Genomic DNA, 16,554 nt, shown 5'->3' with positions numbered 1-16,554 from the left:
ACTATTTTAAACGATGGATGGGATAGAGCTTTTCCTATCAAAGCTTCCCGTTCCGAAGAGCAACAGGTATGTGAGAAGAAAAGGGGGGAAGGTTTTCAAGCACCCGAGGGTGGTAAACTGGGAAGCAAGAGCCTTATGGGAGCTGAGGGAGCAGTATAAGGGAGAGCCCATAGATTACGAGATATCCGTTGATATAACAATTATCCTTCCAAACAGGCGGAAGAGGGACATAGACAACATGTTAAAAACACTCTGGGACGTTATGGAGAAAGCTGGAATTATAAAGAACGATAACCTCATATACGAGGTTCACACGGTAAAGAAGGTGGAGAAGGGAAAGGAAGGTGTTTACATAAGGATAAAGCCTTTTCAATCCCCGTAAAGGGCTTTTACCAGGTCCTCTGCTTCAACACCCGGAAAGTCCGCACCCTTCAGGAACTCCTGCGAAACCCTTTTTATCTCCTCCCTATCAAACTTAACACCTCTCAAACGTTCTTCAAGTTCCCTTATCTTATCCCTCGGATAAAGGGTGAAGTCCCCGTATATCCTCGCCTCAAGTATTTTCTCTCCATCGGTGTAAACTTCCGTTCTTATGAGTCCTCCCTTTGCCTTGTGGAGACCGGTTCTGAGGTGAACCCCTTCCTTTATCTTTATCGCCCTGTGTTTCCTTCCCGTGTCCTCAAGGAGAACCTCATCGGAGGTGAACTCGTCCTTCAGTCTGTCTGCGAGCTCAAGGGCTTCCTTAGGAATTTCCTCTTCACCTTCAAAGGGGATTATCTTTGAAAACTCCTCAACGAGAAGTTCCTCAACCTCTTCGTAGGAGGGAAGCCTTCCCGTTTCCCTCTCAACCCAGCTTATGTTTTCCTCAAGGCTCTTGTATAGCTTATCCCTGAACTTCTCCTCGGGAACCCTGAAAAGCTCGGACATAAGTTTCGTGTTAAACCTCAGAAGTATTCCCCCGACAAAGACGAAAGAGTCCTCTATATCCGCTGCACCCTGACCGCTTATCTTCTTCTTATTCCTTTTAACGACTATATCGTTAATGGGTTTGTATTCAACTTCAACGCCGAGTCTTTCGTAAACCCTTAAGACGGGCTCGGAAAACCTTCTGTAGGCTTCCATTACCCTAAAGGGAACCCTTTTCTTGTTTAGTATTAGCTGGTAGAAAACCTGGTTTTCGTGGAGGAGAACAGCACCCCCTCCTATCTCACGTCTTATGACGGGAATTCCGAGCTCTCTACATTTTCTCAGGTCTATTATCTCCTCCGTCTTGTCAAAGTATCCGACGCTTACGTAGGTATCCGAGGGGGAAGTTATTATTAACCCTTCATACCCAAGCCGAGCCATTGCGTGGAAAAGTGTTATTGACCTCAAGTTTCCCTGAATGCCTGCCCTGTATATTTTCATTAAAATTAATTTAATGAAAAGCATAGTTTACGCTTCTCGGAAGCCAGTTCTTTATCAGGCCCTTGAGGAGATAAAGAGGAAGTTCACCGAGGATAGAATCTTATCGGACTTTGACTTTATGTTCATAGCCCTGAACTATAAGTATCCCTACGAGCATCTTGATAGGGACATAAAAAGAGTCTTTGACGTAAACGGAAAGGACTACGTTGCCTTTCATGCAACGGAAGCAATAGCAAACACGGACATATTTGAGGGTATAGCTGTATGCTTCATAAAGTTTGAAAATAGGGGGAAGGTAAACGTTTACGCGGACGAGGGAATTAAAAATTATACGAAAAACGGAACTATAACCAAGTTAATTGATTATCTTGAAGAAAACAAAAATAACCTAAACATATTCATATCCTCTTGGGAAGATGAAAGCTTAGGTTTATTCATTGAAGATTTGGGAAGGCTTTTATCCTCAAGGAATTTTTACCCTAACCTTGTGGGAGGCGTTTCCTCGGGAAGGAGGTATAACAACGAGCTCAGGACCTTCCAGTTTTACGATGGAAAAATTATTAAGAACGGTTTTGTCGTTGTTACCTTTGAAAATGTTGAGTTTTCCATGGGGATATCTTCAGGCTTCAAGCCTATAAGTCCCGTTTACACCGTTTCAAGAGCGGAAGGTTACAAGATTTACGAGGTTGACGGGAAAACACCTTTTAAGGAGATAGTTGAGAGATTCTTAAAGGGACTTGAGAAAAAGGTTGAATATCTCTGGTATTGCCCTATAGTAATTTTAGAGGACGAGGAAGGATACGTAAGGATTCAGAGGACTTTTAAGGAGATAGGAGAAGATTACGTTGAGTTTTTCGCACCCGTTTACGAAGGAGGCAAGTTTATGCTCTCCTTTGGAACTCCTGAGCAGATAATAGAAAATACAAAGAAAGAAGTTGAAAAGGTAAAGAGAAATATAGAATGCCCGGAACTTATACTGAATTTCTCCTGTATAGCACGTCAATACGTTCTTGAAAATATGAAAGAAGAGGAAAACAAGGTAATAGCGGGAGAGCTTGACGCACCCCTATTTGGTTTTGCAACCTACGGGGAAGTTGGTCCGGACAGGTTTTTCAAAAAAGTTAAACTATACAACGAGACCGCTACCTTTGTTGCCCTAAAGGAGGCCTGATATGAGAGAAGGTGTGAAGCTGAAGCTCCTTCTCAACATAATAGACGAGGTTACGAGGAAGTACGAGGAACTCCTCAAAAGCTACGAGAGCTTAACCCACAGGCTTGAGTTTGAAGCTTCCCACGACCCCCTTACGGGACTCTTTAACAGGAAAAGCCTTGAGACACTTTTAAGGATGGAGCTGAACAGAAATAAGATTTTAAACAACGGAAACCTTGAGGTTCTTTTTATAGACCTTGACAGATTTAAAGAGGTTAACGACAGATACGGGCATAAGGTAGGGGACGAGGTTCTCAAAAAGATAGCTCAGATAATTAGGGATAGCATAAGGAGCGAGGATATACCCGTAAGATACGGAGGGGATGAGTTCGTTATAATCCTTAAGGGGAAGGAAAGGGGAATAGGAAAAGTGGTCGGGGAGAGAATAAGGAGGAAAATAGAGGAAAGCTTTAAGGAGTTCGGCATTTCCGCAAGCTACGGGATAGCTGTCTATCCAGAGGATGGAGAAACACCCGAAGAGTTAATAGAAGTTGCGGACAAGAGAATGTATGAAATGAAGTTAAAGAAGAAGAAAACTAAAGAGCAGGCGGTATCTTGAAGGGAATGTTTGCGAGCGGATTATGCTGTTCTTCCTTTACTATAACCGCATAAACACCGAAGCAGTATTTACCCACCTCAACAACCCTTCCCACCCTTATACCTGCATCTTCAAGTATTAAGCCCACTTCCCACTCGGAGTAAACCTCCTCAGGAGGTGGCCCCTTATCCCTTTCTTCCTTCTTCCAGTCAATTATCGCAAGGTATGCGAAGTTCTTCGCGACCCTTTTGAGCTCCTCAAGGAACTTAAGGGGTTCGGAAAGCTCGTGAAAGGTGAAGGCCATGTATATGAAATCAACGGTGTTATCGGGGAGGGGAATTTTGTTCTCCTCTGACTTTAAAACCTCAACGTTTTTGAGACCCAGCTTTTCCACCTTCTCCCTTGCGTAGTTGACCATCTCCTCCTGAACGTCTATCGCGTAGACTTTTCCCTTTTCACCGACGAGCTTTGAAAGGTATGGGAGGTAAAATCCCGCACCCGTTCCCACGTCGAGGACCGTCATTCCCTCCTTTATGCCGAACTCCTTTAAAACCTTCTCTGGGTCAAAGAGCTCAAGTCTTGATGGGTCATCAAGTTTCTTAATCTTCGCAGGGTCAAACTTGTGAGCCATAAGTATATTATCAACCTGCAGGTGGATTTAAGCCCTTTAAAAATCAGCTTTTAGGATTTAATCATCAATTATTGACTTTTATGATTTTAAGCATAAAATTAAAAGTGGGAGGTGAAAAATGAAAAAATTACTCTTTCTCATGCCTTTTGTATCTATATCCCTTCTCTTTTCCGGTGATATAAATACCCTCCTGAAGGAAAAAGGCTGTTTAACGTGTCACGATACCGAGAAAAGTAAAATAGGTCCCCCCTTTAAGGTCATAGCAAAGGAGTACAAAGGGAAGAAGGATGCGGTTGAAGTTCTTGTCAAAAGCATAACCTCCGGAAGTGTTGGGAAGTGGCAAGGACTTGCGAGTAAATACGGCATTAAGGTAACGGCTTTCTACATGCCGAGGCAATCAGTTACGGAAGAAGAGGCAAAAAAGATAGTTGAGTGGATTCTTTCCCTCGAGAAGTAAAAAATTTTGGAGGTAATAAATATGAAGGGGAGTAAGTTGAAAAAAATCTCCCTTGTCATTGTAGCCCTTACGGGGTTGGGAGTTGTGTTTTCTCAGACAAAGCACCTCCCAAAGGAGTGGCAGGAAGCCGCTCTAAAGGTTTACGTGCCTCCCGGTGAGTATGACGAGTTTTACGTATTCTTCTCGGGAGGATTTAACGGTCAGATAGGTGTCCACGGCATTCCCTCGGGCAGGAACCTTAGAACGATTCCCGTATTCTCGGTTAACCCGGAAAACGGATACGGATACTCGGAAGAGACGAGGGCCCTTCTGATGACCTCCCACGGATTTATCCCCTGGGATGATACCCACCATCCGGAGCTTTCCCAAACAAACGGAGTGCCCGACGGAAGATGGCTCTTTATAAACGCGAACAACACCCCGAGGGTTGCGAGAATAGACCTCTCGGAATTCAGAACGGTTGAAATTATTGAGATACCGAATTCAGCGGGAAATCACCCCTCTTCCTTTATAACCCAGAACACCGAATACGTAGTTGCCGGCACGAGGTTCAGCGTCCCCATCCCCCAGAAGGATTATCCAATAAGCGAATATAAGAAATGGGCTAAGGGAACAATCACATTTATAAAGGTTGATAATTCTGAAGGGGAAAAGAACGATAGAATGGATATAGCCTTCCAGCTGTTGGTTCCCGGATTTGACTACGACCTCGCCCACTGTGGTAAGGGACCTTCCCATGGATGGTGTTTCTTCACGAGCTACAACACGGAACAGGCACACACCTTGCTTGAGATAAACGCATCGAGAAAGGATAAGGACTTTATCCTGGCGGTTAACTGGAAGAGGGCCGAAGAATGCCTCGCGGAAGGAAAAGGAAAGAAGATGAAAACCCTCTACTACCATAACTATGTTGACCCGAAAACGGGAATAGCCAAATCCGAAAAGAAAACCGAAGTTACAGTTCTTTTACCGAAGGACTGCCCGGGAGTTGCGTACTACCTTCCCACCCCCAAATCCCCCCACGGAGTTGACGTATCTCCAGACGGACTTTACATCGTCGGTAACGGAAAGCTATCCATAAACCAGCCTATACACTCCTTTGAGAAAATGATAAATGCCATAAAGAATAAAGATTTCGTAGGTGAAATAGAGGGAATACCGGTTCTCAGATATGAGTCAATACTCCACTGCGAAGTTAAGAATATATGTCTCGGCCCCCTCCACACGGAGTTTGACGATAAGGGATACGCTTACACGTCCTGCTTTATATCCTCCGAAGTCGTAAAGTACGATTACAAGACCTGTAAGGTTGTTGATAGAATTCCCGTTTACTACTCCATCGGTCACCTTGTTATACCCGGAGGGGACTCCGCAAAACCCTGGGGCAAGTATCTAATAGCCATGAACAAGATAACGAAGGACAGATACCTGCCTACGGGACCCGAACTGCCTCACGCGGCACAGCTTATAGATATTTCGGGTATGAAGATGAAGATGCTCCTTGACTTCCCCACTCACGGAGAGCCCCACTACGCCCAGATGATACCCGCGGAACTCGTTACGAAACGCCAGAAAAAGATATACAGGCTCGAAGAGAATAAGCACCCCTATGCGGTTAAATCTGAAGCAGAAGCAATGGAAAAAGGCGTTGTAAGAAAGGGAAACGAGGTTCACATATACATGACCGCAATAAGGTCACACTTCACCCCTGACAACATAGAGGGTATAAAAGTGGGTGATACCGTTTACTTCCACGTTACAAACCTCGAACAGGACTGGGACATTCCCCACGGATTTGCCATATTCGGTGCAAAAACTTCAAACATTCTCATAATGCCCGGTGAGACCCTGACGCTAAAATGGAAGCCCGAAAAGCCCGGTGTTTATCCCTTCTACTGCACCGACTTCTGTTCCGCACTTCACCAGGAAATGCAGGGATACATAAGGGTTTCCCCTAAAGATGCAAACGTTAAGCTCTGTTGGCAAATGGGAAACGAGAGGAAGTGCGCTGATTGAGGAGGGAAGTTATGAACAAAATTTCACGGGGGCTTCTCGCCCTCGCTTCTATACTTCTCATAGGTGTTTACTTCTTTCCACTCTGGAGGATAACGCTAACAGCGCCCCAGTATCCCGAAGGTCTCGGTATGCTAATATGGGTAAACACGATAACGGGGGAAAAACCGAACGACCTTTATAACATAAACATACTAAACCACTATATAGGAATGCAACCCATAGAACCCGAAAAGGTTATTGAGCTTAAAATTCTTCCATTTGTATTTGCTTTTTTTATTCTTTTCGGTTTATACGGTGCCTTTACGGGTAAAAGAAGCCTTTTAAAAGCGTGGGTTATACTCTTCGTAATATTCGGAATACTTGCCATAGCGGACTTCTGGTGGTGGGAATACAAATACGGGCATAACCTCGACCCAAACGCTCCCATAAAAGTTCCGGGACTTGCATATCAACCTCCTCTAATAGGCTGTAAGACACTCCTCAACTTCCACGCCTGTTCTTGGCCCCATATAGGTGCTTTTATAGCCTTTGCCTCCTTAGTTCTCGGATTTATAGCCCTTCTCCTCGACAGGTATTACAGGGGAGTCTCTCAAGGGGTTAGGGCATGATAAGGGTTCTTTTCCTCCTTCTATTAATTCTTTTTTCCTGTGAAACTAAGCCCGTTCCCGAGCCGATAAGATACGGTAAGGATGCCTGTGCCTTTTGCAGAATGATAACAGCGGACGCGGGATTTGCGGCGGAGTTAAAAACGAAGAAGGGAAAGGTATACAAATTTGACTCTATAGAGTGTATGGCCGCATTTATACTTAAAGGTGAGGTAAAAAGGGAAGATATTCTCGCCATGTGGGTTGCGGATTTCGCAAAAAAGAAACTCATTCCCGTGGGCAGGGCAAAGTTTATCATAAGTGAGAAATTGAGAAGCCCTATGGGGCTTAATATAGTAGCCTTTGAGAGTGAGGAAGACCTAAAGGAAGCTCTGAGGAATTTCGGCGGGAAGGTAGTTACGTGGGAGGAGATACTTAAATACGTAAAAGAAAAATGGAAGGAAAAATTAAAAGCTTAGTTCTTCTTTTATTAATCCCCTTTCTGTTATTCGGTAAAGAGATTTTAGTTTGTGAACGTTGCAAGGTTAAGAGCATAAAAAGGGCGATATCCATGGCGAGAAACGGGGATACGATAAAGGTAAAAGGAGGAGTTTACAGGGAGGGAACTGTAATTCTGAACAAAAGCGTGAAATTAATAGGTATTAACTTTCCTGTAATTGACGGGGAGAAAAAGCACGAAGTTGTAAAGATAGTTGCGAATGATGTTGAAATAAGGGGGTTTGAAATCATAAACTCGGGAGTGAGCGAGCTTGAGGATATAGCAGGAATAAAGGTAGAAGGTGCAAAAAGATGCGTTATAAGGAATAACAGGCTTATTAATAACTTCTGGGCGGTATACCTAGCAAACGTTAGCGAGTGCATAGTTGAGGGAAACTACATAAAAGGGCCCTTTAGAGTTGGGGAAGTTGCCTCCGGAAACGGAATACACGCCTGGCACTCATCACGTATCTTAATAAGAGATAATTACATAACGGGACACAGGGACGGCATATACTTTGAGTTCGTTAAAGATAGCCTAATAGAGGGGAATATCTCGGAGGGAAACTGGAGATACGGACTCCACTTTATGTTTTCCCACAGAGATGTTTACAGGAAGAATACATTCAGGAGAAATGGGGCTGGTGTTGCCGTAATGTATTCAAAAAGGATAAAGATGTTAGAAAACAGGTTTGAGTTTAACTGGGGGGAAAGTTCTTACGGTTTACTTCTGAAGGCTATAGACGACAGCCTCATAGAGAGGAACATTTTTTTTAAAAACACAGCGGGAATATATATGGACGAGTGCCAGAGAAGCGTTATAAGGATGAACGACTTTATGGAAAACGGATGGGCTATGCGTGTGTGGGCTAACTCCTTTAATAACTTAATAACTAAAAATAACTTCTTTTCAAATACATTTTACCTCTCCACAAACGGAAAGAATTTTCAAAATAAGCTGGAGGAAAATTACTGGAGTGCTTACAAGGGGTTTGACCTGAACGGGGACGGATATGGGGATATTCCCTTCAAGCCAATAAGTTTCTTTTCCTACGTAGTTGAGAACAATCCCGTTGCATCGCTTTTATTGAGGAGTACTTTTGTTAAGATTTTAGACTTAATTGAACAAACATTTCCCGCATTATTTTTCATCAACGTTCAAGATTCAAAGCCCCTCATGGAGCCCGTAAGATGGAGAAAATAAAGGTAAAAAACTTAAGCAAAAGATTCGGAAAGGTTACGGTTCTTAAGAATGTTAATCTTGAGATAAAAAAGGGGGAAATTACCGCAATACTCGGTCCAAACGCCGCGGGAAAAACCACACTTCTGAAATGCATCTTGGGACTCGTTATACCTACGGAAGGGGAAGTTTATGTAGACGGAAAAAGTATAAGGGAAAGTGAGGAATATAAAGCTAAGGTCGGTTACATGCCCCAAGAACCTTCCTTTCCCCAGAACCTAACACCAAAGGATGTAATCTCCCTTGTGGGGAAATTGAAAGGAAAAAAAACGGGAGAATACTACGAGTACCTCGTTAAGCTTTTCAAACTTTCGGAGCATATGGAAAAACCAATAGGTAATCTTTCAGGGGGAACAAAGCAAAAGGTGAACGCCCTGGTGGCCCTTTCCTTTAATCCGGATATTCTTATCCTCGATGAACCGACGGTTGGTCTTGACCCGGTTGCGAGTACAAAAATGAAAATGGAGATAATGAGAATGAAATCAAATGGAAAAACGATAGTTTTAACCTCCCACATAATGTCAGAAGTTGAAGCCCTTGCGGACAGAGTCGTTTTACTCATAGACGGTGTGATAAGGATAAACTCAACGGTTGAGGAGATAAAGAGAAAAACTAAATCCAAGAACCTTGAAGAGGCGGTAGCAAAAATTCTGGAGGAGGGAATGTGAAAACCCTTTTCGTATATAACGTAAAAAACCTTATAAAGGTAAAGTGGCTTTGGGCTTACTTTTTATTTCTTTTTTTGCTAACCTCTGCCTTCTTTTACCTCAGCGAGGATATAACGAAGGTAAGCGTAAGCATACTGAACCTAAATCTCCTCATCGTTCCCCTCATATCTTCTGTGTTTACAACGACTTACTTTTACGATTCCCAGGAATTTATAAAGTTTTTACTCACTCAACCCATTTCACGGAGAGCGGTCTTGCTTTCCAACTTCTTGTCCCTCTACTTCCTACTTGCGGTGTTCTATCTTGCCGGAACTATTCCCGTTGGATTGTTAGGGAGTAGAGGATACGAAGGCCTCAAGATTTTTCTAATAACAATTCTATCGGGTGTTCTTTTAACGGGAGTATTTGTATCCCTTTCACTTTTGGTGAGCGTTTTCTTTAACGATAGAGTAAAAGGTATGAGTTTTATCCTTGCCCTTTGGACCTACTTAACCATACTGCATGACGGTTTAATTCTATTATTAATATACATTTTTAAAGATTATCCCCTAGAAAAACCCGTTTCCGTACTAATATTCCTGAATCCCGTTGATGTTGCAAGACTTCTCGTTGTTTTGAACCTTGATATAGCTGCACTTCTCGGCATTTCCGGCTTATTAATTAAAAACTTTCTCGGAAGTGCTTTAGGATTAACCTTTTCTCTTTTGACTTTGATACTCTGGATTCTTGTACCTCTCGTTTTTGGAATATTTATTTTCAATAAAAAAGACCTGTAGGAGGATAAGTATGCCTTTACTCCTGATTTTAGTGGTTATTTTTACACTCAGTTGTGAAGAAAGGGAAAAAGTAAAAGTAAAGGTTGACGTTAAGGAACTTGTGGGGAGAAGAGGATGTCCCTTCTGTCATGATATGAAGAGAAAGCTTCTTGGTCCCTCCTTTTACGAAATAAGCAAAAGATACTCGGAAAAGGATAGGGATAAGATAGTTGAGAGTATTCTTAAGGGAAGTAAGAACAAGTGGGGAGATGTTCCTATGCCTCCCCAGAAGGTAAGTAAAGAAGAGGCGGAGCTAATAGCTGAATGGATTTTTAACCTAAAAAGGGAATTGTCCGAAGGTAAAAAGTGATTAATTTTTTATTTCGTGAGACTTGACAAGTATATAGCGAAAGCCATAAACGTAACGAGGAAGGAGGCAAAGGAGCTCATAAGGGAAGGAAGGGTGAGGGTAGGAGGAAGAGTTGTAAAGATACCGGAGTATAAGGTGAAAGAGGGGGAAAGGGTTGAGGTTGAAGGCGTAAGCGTAAAACCGAAGGACTTCGTTTACATTATGCTTTACAAACCCAAAGGCTATATCTCAACTACGGAAGAAGAGGCTAAATATCCCTCCTTCCTTGAACTGATTAAGGAGAGTTTCGGAAACAGAAAGCTTTTCTCCGCTGGAAGGCTTGACGTTGACGCGGAGGGACTTCTTCTCGTGACAGACGACGGTGAGTTTGCCCACAGAGTAACCCATCCCAAGTGGAAGGTTGAAAAGGAATACGTGGTTAAGCTGGATAAACCTTTTATAGATTTTGAGAGATTGAAAAGCGTTGAGCTCGATGGAAAGCCTGTAAGCCTTGTTGGAGCGGAAAAACTTTCGGAGGACACTTTAAAGGTTGTTCTCACCGAAGGTCGTCATCATATAGTAAAAAGACTGTTTAAAGCTCTCGGGTACAAAGTAAAGGAGCTTAAGAGGACGAGGATAGGAAGCCTCAGGCTTGATGAGGATATGGAACCCGGAGAATGGAGGGAGCTCAAAGAGGAAGAGGAAAAAAGCCTAAAGAAACTTGTAAAACTTATCCGATGAGCGAGCTAAACGAATACCAGAAGGAAGCGGTAAGAAAGGCGGTTGAGGCGGAAAAGGTATTCCTGATACACGGCCCTCCGGGGACGGGAAAAACAACAACGCTCGTAGCCTGTATAGAGGAGCTGGTAAGAAGGGGAAATAAAGTTTTGGCCGTTGCGGACTCAAATATTGCGGTTGATAACTTGGTTGAGAGGCTTGTTCAAAAAGGTGTAAAGGCTGTGAGGGTGGGAAACCCCGTGAGGGTTTTAAAAACAATAAGAATGCACACCCTTGATTACCTTCTTGAGCTTGAACCCGAGTTTGAGAGGGCTAAAAAGCTTTACGAGGAGATAGAAAAGATAAAGGAGGAACAAAAGAGGTATGTAAGGCCGGAACCGAGATACAGGAGGGGGCTAAGCGACGAGGAGATACTAAAGAGAGCTAAAACGGGAACACCCGTGAGGGGACTCTCCCCTAAAATTCTCAGGAGCATGGCAAAATGGATAAAGCTTCAGGAGAAAGTAAAGGAGCTTTACGAAAAGGCTAAAAAGGAAGAGGAAAAAGCTGTAAATAAAATCCTCAAAAGGAGTGAGGTCGTTTGCACTACAAACTCAACAGCGGGAAGTGAAATTCTTGAAGGTTACACCTTTGACGTCGTTGTTATAGACGAAGCGACACAGGCAACCGAACCTTCATGCTTGATACCCCTCGTCAAGGGAAAGAAGCTAATAATGGCGGGAGACCACAAACAGCTTCCTCCTACAGTCCTGAGCGAGGAAGCTAAAGAAGGATTAAGTTATACACTCTTTGAGAGGTTAATAGACCTTTACGGTGAGAAGTTTTACGCACTCCTCAGGATTCAATACAGAATGAACAGAAAGATAATGGATTTCTCAAACAGAATGTTTTACGGGGGAAAGCTGATAGCCCACACGAGTGTAGCCGACCAGACTTTGAAGGAAATCATAAATGAGGAAAGATTAAGAGAAGTTCCGTCCCCATATAGAGAGGCACTCCTCCCCGAGAATGTAATCGTATTCATGGATACGGAAGGGAAAGAAAGACAGAGAAAGGGAAGCAGCTCCTTTTACAACGAGGAAGAGGCAAAGGTGTGCAAGAAACTTGCTGAGTACCTTGTAAAAGCTGGATTAAAACCGGAAAACGTTGGGATAATCTCCCCTTACGAGGACCAGGTAAATCTCCTTGAGGAACTTATAAAGATTGAAAACCTTGAGATAAAAACCGTTGACGGATTTCAGGGAAGGGAGAAGGAGGTGATAGTAATCTCCTTTGTTAGGGCAAACCCATATGGGGATATAGGATTTTTAAAGGATTACAGAAGGCTGAACGTTGCCATTACCAGGGCAAAAAGGAAGCTCATAATGGTGGGAAACGGAGAAACTTTGAGCAAGGATAAGGTTTACGAAGAATTAATAAGATACGTAGAAAAAGAAGGAGTTATATTAAAAGTTAGAAAGCCATAAAAAGGAGGTGGCGGAATGGTTGTAGAGGTAAAACCCGTAGAGGTTGACGTTGAAGCGCTGGTTACCAGAGTTTTCCTCAAAGCGATAGACCTCCTGGGAGGTCTTCACAAACTTGCGGAGTACAGAACCCTTACATGGCTCCCTTCACTTGCAAGAGCTTCCTTCGTTATCGTTTACAGGGAGGAGTTTCTGAAAACGGAAGAGGAGATAGCGGAACTTGTAGGACTTACGAGGCAAACCGTAAGAAACATACTCAGGGCTGACCCCGAACTTGCACTTTACAAGATTCAGCACCTTGAGGAGCTTACTAAGGAAGAAAAGAAGGAGCTTAGGGTTCACACCGCTGGCGGTATAGCAAAGCTCGCTTATAAGAAAGTGAAAGAGGGAGAAGAACCCAAGATATTCCACGAGTACTGCACGATGGTTGCAGAAGTCCTCGAAGTACCCTGGGCTTACCTGCTTCTCAAGAGAATTAAGGGAACCCACTTCCCCGTTAACTCACCCGATGAGCTGAAGGAAAAGGTTAAGGGAGTTGTAATAAAGGGCTTCAACGCGGAAGAGGTAGTTGAAAAGATAGAGTATCCCGTTAAGAACCCCGCAGACCTCCTCCACAAGATAAAACTCCACCTCAAGATGATGGGGGTAGAATAAAACTTAAATGCGTTTCCTTTTCCTTCTTTTTCTGTTTCTTTTATCCATTTACATCTACTTTGTTGCTCCTTTTTTAAAGGAAAAACAAGTATATATGGACTTCAGTTTAGATTTTAAAGAAAAAGAAATCAGAGATTTAACGATTAACGTAACGGACCTTTTTAAAAAGAATATTTACATACATTTCGAAAAAATAAAGCTCTCAAAAATCGTCTCAATAAGCGGTGGGAAGATTGTATTCGTCAACTTAGAAAAAGAGGAAGGTAAAAAAAAACTTTTAAAGGTATAAAACTATTCAGAATTCCAATAGATATGTATATAGAAAATTTAACTATCCTATTCGGCTCGAAAGAAAAAATAAGCAGAGTAAATATATTGAGGGCTTCGCTCGTTAAAGGGAGATTAAAAGCTTTTGTAAAATACGATAACTTTAAAAATTTCTATATAAGTTTTTATGGGGAAGGTGTTTTAGAAAAAGACAATTTAAATCTGAATTTTCTAACCATGAACTCCCATTACTTTTCCGCTTACATAAAAGGAAGTGTACAAAACAATACCTTAAATGCAAGGTATAAAGTATTCATAAATCCGATAAAGGAAAAAAGATTTTATATGAAATTGATTAAAATTGAAGGAAAAGCTTACGGAAAGTTTCCGAAAATAAACCTGGAAGGAGAGGGATACATACCTGAAATTAGTGTAAATAGAAGAAGTTATAGGGATATTTTTGTAAATATAAATGGATTTGCAGAACTTTTCTCAAACATCACTTTAGTTTTTAATGGGAAAGGGGAGGAAAATCTTCAAGTTTGGGGAAAGTATGATGTAATTCCCGAGGGAATACTTGAATTTACATTCGAAAATCTGCCCGTAGATAGTTATGCGCTAAATGTTCCTCTTAAATTGAATGCTATTTTCAAAGGAAACGGAAAACTCAATTTGAAAAAGAAGGAAATTTATCTATTTGCAAGGAGTAAAAAGTTCAGCTTTGAAGATAACATATTTAACGTTTATTTGAGTTTAAACTACAAGATTAAAAGCAAAGGAGTATTGTTGTTTCTTGGAGAAAACAAAGGAAAACTTATGGGATTTTTAGAGTTTGGTAAAAAAATAAATGGATATGTAAAGCTTATAGATTTGGAACACCGATTTAAGGGATTAAATTTCCAAATTTCTGGCGATTTTACCTTTAAGAAAAAAGATATTTTTAGCTCAGATTTAAACTTTAGAGTAAAAAATATTGAGTATTCCCATTTATATTTCCCGGACTTAAGGATTTATGGACATGTTTATGGAAAGAATATTAATTTAAGTTTAAAAAGCGAAGAAACTTACGGAAGAGTTATAGGTTCGCCGGAAAATTTAAAGGGATTTATATCGATAAAGGATTACGAAGTATCCGGTATTGAAAAAAAACTTTTTATCAAAAGGGGATTTCTTAACCTGTCCTTTAAGAGGGATACAATTCTCGTAAAGGGAAGCAAAATAAGTTCCGAATTCTCTTTTAAGCAAATTAAGGCGGTTACGGAAACGTCATTTGATTTCCTGAAAAATAATCAGAAGATTAATCTAAGTGGTGGTGGCGTATCCCATGTATATATATCTGGTAAGGAGATTTTAAGGAATTTTAAAAACGAATACTCATTAAAAGAAGGAATTTTTAGCCTCTTAGGAAATTCAAAAGAAGCTAAAATTAAAGTTGTTTACGATTTAGAAAAGAAATTAGGGAAGTTTGAGGGAAGATATTTAAAGGAAAAATTAAGGATTTTTACAAAAGGTGATTTTAGAGATAAAAAAATAAGTTTAAAAATAAGAAGCTCTTACATACTCCTTGACGAAAAAATTGAGCTTGAAGCGAGTCTCAAAGGAGATGAAGATGTAATAAACTTTGAGGTACTGCCCTACACTTACAGGGGGAAGAAATTAGATGTAGAACTTAAAGGTGTTAAAGGAAGCCTTATAAACGGAGACCTATCTATATCCTTTAAGGGGCTTTATGTGCGCCTACTGGACAGAAATCTGCTCTCCCTACATCCCGTAAAAGCAAAAGGTAGTATCAGGAATTTTCTCATTCCGATAAAGATTTCGGGTGTTTATAGGGGTGTCCTCAATATAGGTTTCCTCAATGAACCGATTTTGGTATCTTCAGGATTCTTGGACTTAGACCTCCTTTCAGCGTATGTGGGCTCCCTTATGAGGAGTAAGTTAAGAGGTGAGTTGCTATGTTCAATAGTTTTAAAAGGTAAGGAGTTTAGCTTTGTTGCCACAACCGAAAAGCCGGTTAAAGGGGTTTCAAGGTTCTTTTACCAACCTTTTAACTCCGCCATTCACGTAGAGCTTGATAACGGAGGAATAAGGTTTTCACAGGTATCTCTATTCAGAGAAGGTTACTTAAACCTTTATGCCTTTTCAAAGGATTTTAAAAACTTCGAAGTGAAGGGAGATTTTAAAAATCTTCCAATAGGTTACAGGGATAGTGTAAAGCTCAGACTTGAGGCTGATGGAAAGATAAATGTAGGAATAAAGAACTTCAAAAGAATTAATATTGTTTTGAAATCGGATTTTGACGGCTACGCCCGTATAGAGAAAATGGTCCAAAAGAAAGGAGAAAAGAAAAAAATTCCCTTAGATATTTTCATAGATGCCGAATTCAAAACGAGGAATAACTTCGTTGTTTATCTGCCCGAGGGAAGAGTTTACACCAACGTTAATGGAAAGGTATACGGAAAGCTTCCGGATATTTTTTACAACGTGAATGTACTACTTAGAGCAGGCATACTCAATTACTTCGGGAAGACCTTTTTCCTCAGAGAGGGAAGGATAAATGCTATGAAAAGTGAAGAAGGGGAGATTACAAAGTTTAATTTGGAGCTTCACACCGTTGAGGATAATTACAAGATATTCTTAAGCCTTAAAGGAACTCCGGAAAATCCCGAGGTATTTTACTTCTCCGAGCCCCCCCTTAGCAGGAGGGAGATTCTACTCAGGCTTATAGGAGGAAGTGTTCAGGAGAGTGTCCTTCCAGTTGACAAAATTCTTCAAAATGAGCTGAGAACGGTAGGCTTTGTAAAGTCGGAAATAGAAAGATTGCTCGACGTTAAACTGGATTTCGGTCTAATAACCTCAAGCACAGGTGAGGTGGGAGCTGTTCTTAAGCTTAAAAAAGATATAGGGAGGTTTCTCTCGGTTTACTATCAGACAAGTTCTTCAGAGGACAAGAGGGATACGTATCTCGGCGGTGAGGTACGCTTTCCGACCGATATGAACCTGGGCTTTAGGTTTTACCTCTATTCGGATAATACGAGGGAGTATAGATTAAGATATATTAAAGAGTTTGATTTCTGAT

Annotated in this window: 18 protein-coding genes; 16 read left to right on the top strand and 2 right to left on the bottom strand. The window is 41.4% G+C overall.

Translation table 11 applies throughout. From position 1 onward, the window contains the following. Positions 1 to 13 precede the first annotated feature (13 nt). Positions 14 to 382, top strand: coding sequence for a RusA family crossover junction endodeoxyribonuclease (locus tag ACYQZ0_RS01690; RefSeq protein ID WP_459774738.1), 369 nt, complete (start codon positions 14 to 16; stop codon positions 380 to 382). Here the strand turns inward: ACYQZ0_RS01690 and ACYQZ0_RS01685 are convergent. Further along, complete coding sequence (locus ACYQZ0_RS01685; protein ID WP_459774737.1) at positions 370 to 1,407, bottom strand: lipoate--protein ligase; 1,038 nt, start codon at positions 1,405 to 1,407, stop codon at positions 370 to 372. The genes ACYQZ0_RS01690 and ACYQZ0_RS01685 overlap by 13 nt on opposite strands. 13 nt (positions 1,408 to 1,420) lie before the next feature. Here ACYQZ0_RS01685 and ACYQZ0_RS01680 point away from each other — a divergent pair, with 13 nt between their 5' ends. Beyond that, a complete protein-coding gene (locus tag ACYQZ0_RS01680; RefSeq protein ID WP_459774736.1) occupies positions 1,421 to 2,578 on the top strand; it encodes an FIST N-terminal domain-containing protein in 1,158 nt (385 codons plus the stop codon). A 1-nt stretch (position 2,579) separates the two neighbouring features. Then, positions 2,580 to 3,176, top strand: coding sequence for a GGDEF domain-containing protein (locus tag ACYQZ0_RS01675; RefSeq protein ID WP_459774735.1), 597 nt, complete (start codon positions 2,580 to 2,582; stop codon positions 3,174 to 3,176). Here the strand turns inward: ACYQZ0_RS01675 and ACYQZ0_RS01670 are convergent. Beyond that, positions 3,154 to 3,786, bottom strand: a complete 633-nt coding sequence (locus ACYQZ0_RS01670; protein WP_459774734.1) for a class I SAM-dependent methyltransferase — start codon at positions 3,784 to 3,786, stop codon at positions 3,154 to 3,156. The two genes, ACYQZ0_RS01675 and ACYQZ0_RS01670, sit on opposite strands and share 23 nt — an antisense overlap. A 118-nt stretch (positions 3,787 to 3,904) precedes the next feature. On the opposite strand from ACYQZ0_RS01670, the gene ACYQZ0_RS01665 reads away from it, so the two are divergent. The 13 genes from ACYQZ0_RS01665 to ACYQZ0_RS01605 all read left to right on the top strand — a co-directional run bounded on the left by ACYQZ0_RS01665 (position 3,905) and on the right by ACYQZ0_RS01605 (position 16,553). Beyond that, entirely contained in the window at positions 3,905 to 4,243 is a 339-nt protein-coding gene (locus ACYQZ0_RS01665; protein ID WP_459774733.1) for a c-type cytochrome, read from the top strand. Positions 4,244 to 4,264: 21 nt separating this feature from the next. Then, positions 4,265 to 6,259, top strand: coding sequence for a Sec-dependent nitrous-oxide reductase (nosZ, locus tag ACYQZ0_RS01660; protein ID WP_459774732.1), 1,995 nt, complete (start codon positions 4,265 to 4,267; stop codon positions 6,257 to 6,259). A gap of 11 nt (positions 6,260 to 6,270) precedes the next feature. Next, positions 6,271 to 6,867, top strand: coding sequence for a hypothetical protein (locus ACYQZ0_RS01655; RefSeq protein ID WP_459774731.1), 597 nt, complete (start codon positions 6,271 to 6,273; stop codon positions 6,865 to 6,867). Continuing rightward, positions 6,864 to 7,322: a nitrous oxide reductase accessory protein NosL gene (locus ACYQZ0_RS01650; protein ID WP_459774729.1), complete on the top strand. Its 459-nt coding sequence runs from the start codon at positions 6,864 to 6,866 to the stop codon at positions 7,320 to 7,322. The genes ACYQZ0_RS01655 and ACYQZ0_RS01650 overlap by 4 nt, the downstream gene beginning before the upstream one ends. Beyond that, complete coding sequence (locus ACYQZ0_RS01645; RefSeq protein ID WP_459774728.1) at positions 7,298 to 8,545, top strand: nitrous oxide reductase family maturation protein NosD; 1,248 nt, start codon at positions 7,298 to 7,300, stop codon at positions 8,543 to 8,545. The genes ACYQZ0_RS01650 and ACYQZ0_RS01645 overlap by 25 nt, the downstream gene beginning before the upstream one ends. Next, positions 8,533 to 9,249 (top strand): ABC transporter ATP-binding protein, encoded by a 717-nt coding sequence (locus ACYQZ0_RS01640; protein ID WP_459774727.1) that lies wholly within the window; start codon positions 8,533 to 8,535, stop codon positions 9,247 to 9,249. The genes ACYQZ0_RS01645 and ACYQZ0_RS01640 overlap by 13 nt, the downstream gene beginning before the upstream one ends. Further along, positions 9,246 to 10,025 (top strand): ABC transporter permease subunit, encoded by a 780-nt coding sequence (locus tag ACYQZ0_RS01635; protein WP_459774726.1) that lies wholly within the window; start codon positions 9,246 to 9,248, stop codon positions 10,023 to 10,025. The genes ACYQZ0_RS01640 and ACYQZ0_RS01635 overlap by 4 nt, the downstream gene beginning before the upstream one ends. A 10-nt stretch (positions 10,026 to 10,035) precedes the next feature. Beyond that, the gene (locus tag ACYQZ0_RS01630) at positions 10,036 to 10,374 is read left to right on the top strand and encodes a c-type cytochrome (RefSeq protein WP_459774725.1); all 339 of its coding nucleotides are present in this window, start codon (positions 10,036 to 10,038) and stop codon (positions 10,372 to 10,374) included. A gap of 15 nt (positions 10,375 to 10,389) precedes the next feature. Beyond that, on the top strand, positions 10,390 to 11,094 hold the full coding sequence (locus tag ACYQZ0_RS01625; RefSeq protein ID WP_459774724.1) for a pseudouridine synthase: 705 nt from the start codon (positions 10,390 to 10,392) through the stop codon (positions 11,092 to 11,094). Beyond that, positions 11,091 to 12,557 (top strand): IGHMBP2 family helicase, encoded by a 1,467-nt coding sequence (locus tag ACYQZ0_RS01620; RefSeq protein ID WP_459774723.1) that lies wholly within the window; start codon positions 11,091 to 11,093, stop codon positions 12,555 to 12,557. The genes ACYQZ0_RS01625 and ACYQZ0_RS01620 overlap by 4 nt, the downstream gene beginning before the upstream one ends. Before the next feature lie 15 nt (positions 12,558 to 12,572). Next, positions 12,573 to 13,208 (top strand): bacterio-opsin activator, encoded by a 636-nt coding sequence (locus ACYQZ0_RS01615; protein WP_459774722.1) that lies wholly within the window; start codon positions 12,573 to 12,575, stop codon positions 13,206 to 13,208. Positions 13,209 to 13,302: 94 nt separating this feature from the next. Further along, positions 13,303 to 13,497, top strand: coding sequence for a hypothetical protein (locus tag ACYQZ0_RS01610; RefSeq protein WP_459774721.1), 195 nt, complete (start codon positions 13,303 to 13,305; stop codon positions 13,495 to 13,497). A gap of 23 nt (positions 13,498 to 13,520) precedes the next feature. Further along, the gene (locus ACYQZ0_RS01605) at positions 13,521 to 16,553 is read left to right on the top strand and encodes a translocation/assembly module TamB domain-containing protein (RefSeq protein ID WP_459774720.1); all 3,033 of its coding nucleotides are present in this window, start codon (positions 13,521 to 13,523) and stop codon (positions 16,551 to 16,553) included. Position 16,554 lies beyond the last annotated feature (1 nt).

Source organism: Aquifex pyrophilus, assembly GCF_054656935.1.
The sequence above is the reverse complement of the archived record's forward strand: the minus strand, read 5'-3'. Positions and strand labels throughout refer to the sequence as shown.

Coding starts and splice junctions, on each gene's coding strand:
- ACYQZ0_RS01690 (WP_459774738.1), top strand. CDS start 14: ATGGATGGGATAGAGCTTTTCCTATCAAAGCTTCCCGTTCCGAAGAGC.
- ACYQZ0_RS01685 (WP_459774737.1), bottom strand. CDS start 1,407: ATGAAAATATACAGGGCAGGCATTCAGGGAAACTTGAGGTCAATAACA.
- ACYQZ0_RS01680 (WP_459774736.1), top strand. CDS start 1,421: ATGAAAAGCATAGTTTACGCTTCTCGGAAGCCAGTTCTTTATCAGGCC.
- ACYQZ0_RS01675 (WP_459774735.1), top strand. CDS start 2,580: ATGAGAGAAGGTGTGAAGCTGAAGCTCCTTCTCAACATAATAGACGAG.
- ACYQZ0_RS01670 (WP_459774734.1), bottom strand. CDS start 3,786: ATGGCTCACAAGTTTGACCCTGCGAAGATTAAGAAACTTGATGACCCA.
- ACYQZ0_RS01665 (WP_459774733.1), top strand. CDS start 3,905: ATGAAAAAATTACTCTTTCTCATGCCTTTTGTATCTATATCCCTTCTC.
- nosZ (WP_459774732.1), top strand. CDS start 4,265: ATGAAGGGGAGTAAGTTGAAAAAAATCTCCCTTGTCATTGTAGCCCTT.
- ACYQZ0_RS01655 (WP_459774731.1), top strand. CDS start 6,271: ATGAACAAAATTTCACGGGGGCTTCTCGCCCTCGCTTCTATACTTCTC.
- ACYQZ0_RS01650 (WP_459774729.1), top strand. CDS start 6,864: ATGATAAGGGTTCTTTTCCTCCTTCTATTAATTCTTTTTTCCTGTGAA.
- ACYQZ0_RS01645 (WP_459774728.1), top strand. CDS start 7,298: ATGGAAGGAAAAATTAAAAGCTTAGTTCTTCTTTTATTAATCCCCTTT.
- ACYQZ0_RS01640 (WP_459774727.1), top strand. CDS start 8,533: ATGGAGAAAATAAAGGTAAAAAACTTAAGCAAAAGATTCGGAAAGGTT.
- ACYQZ0_RS01630 (WP_459774725.1), top strand. CDS start 10,036: ATGCCTTTACTCCTGATTTTAGTGGTTATTTTTACACTCAGTTGTGAA.
- ACYQZ0_RS01620 (WP_459774723.1), top strand. CDS start 11,091: ATGAGCGAGCTAAACGAATACCAGAAGGAAGCGGTAAGAAAGGCGGTT.
- ACYQZ0_RS01615 (WP_459774722.1), top strand. CDS start 12,573: ATGGTTGTAGAGGTAAAACCCGTAGAGGTTGACGTTGAAGCGCTGGTT.
- ACYQZ0_RS01610 (WP_459774721.1), top strand. CDS start 13,303: ATGGACTTCAGTTTAGATTTTAAAGAAAAAGAAATCAGAGATTTAACG.
- ACYQZ0_RS01605 (WP_459774720.1), top strand. CDS start 13,521: ATGTATATAGAAAATTTAACTATCCTATTCGGCTCGAAAGAAAAAATA.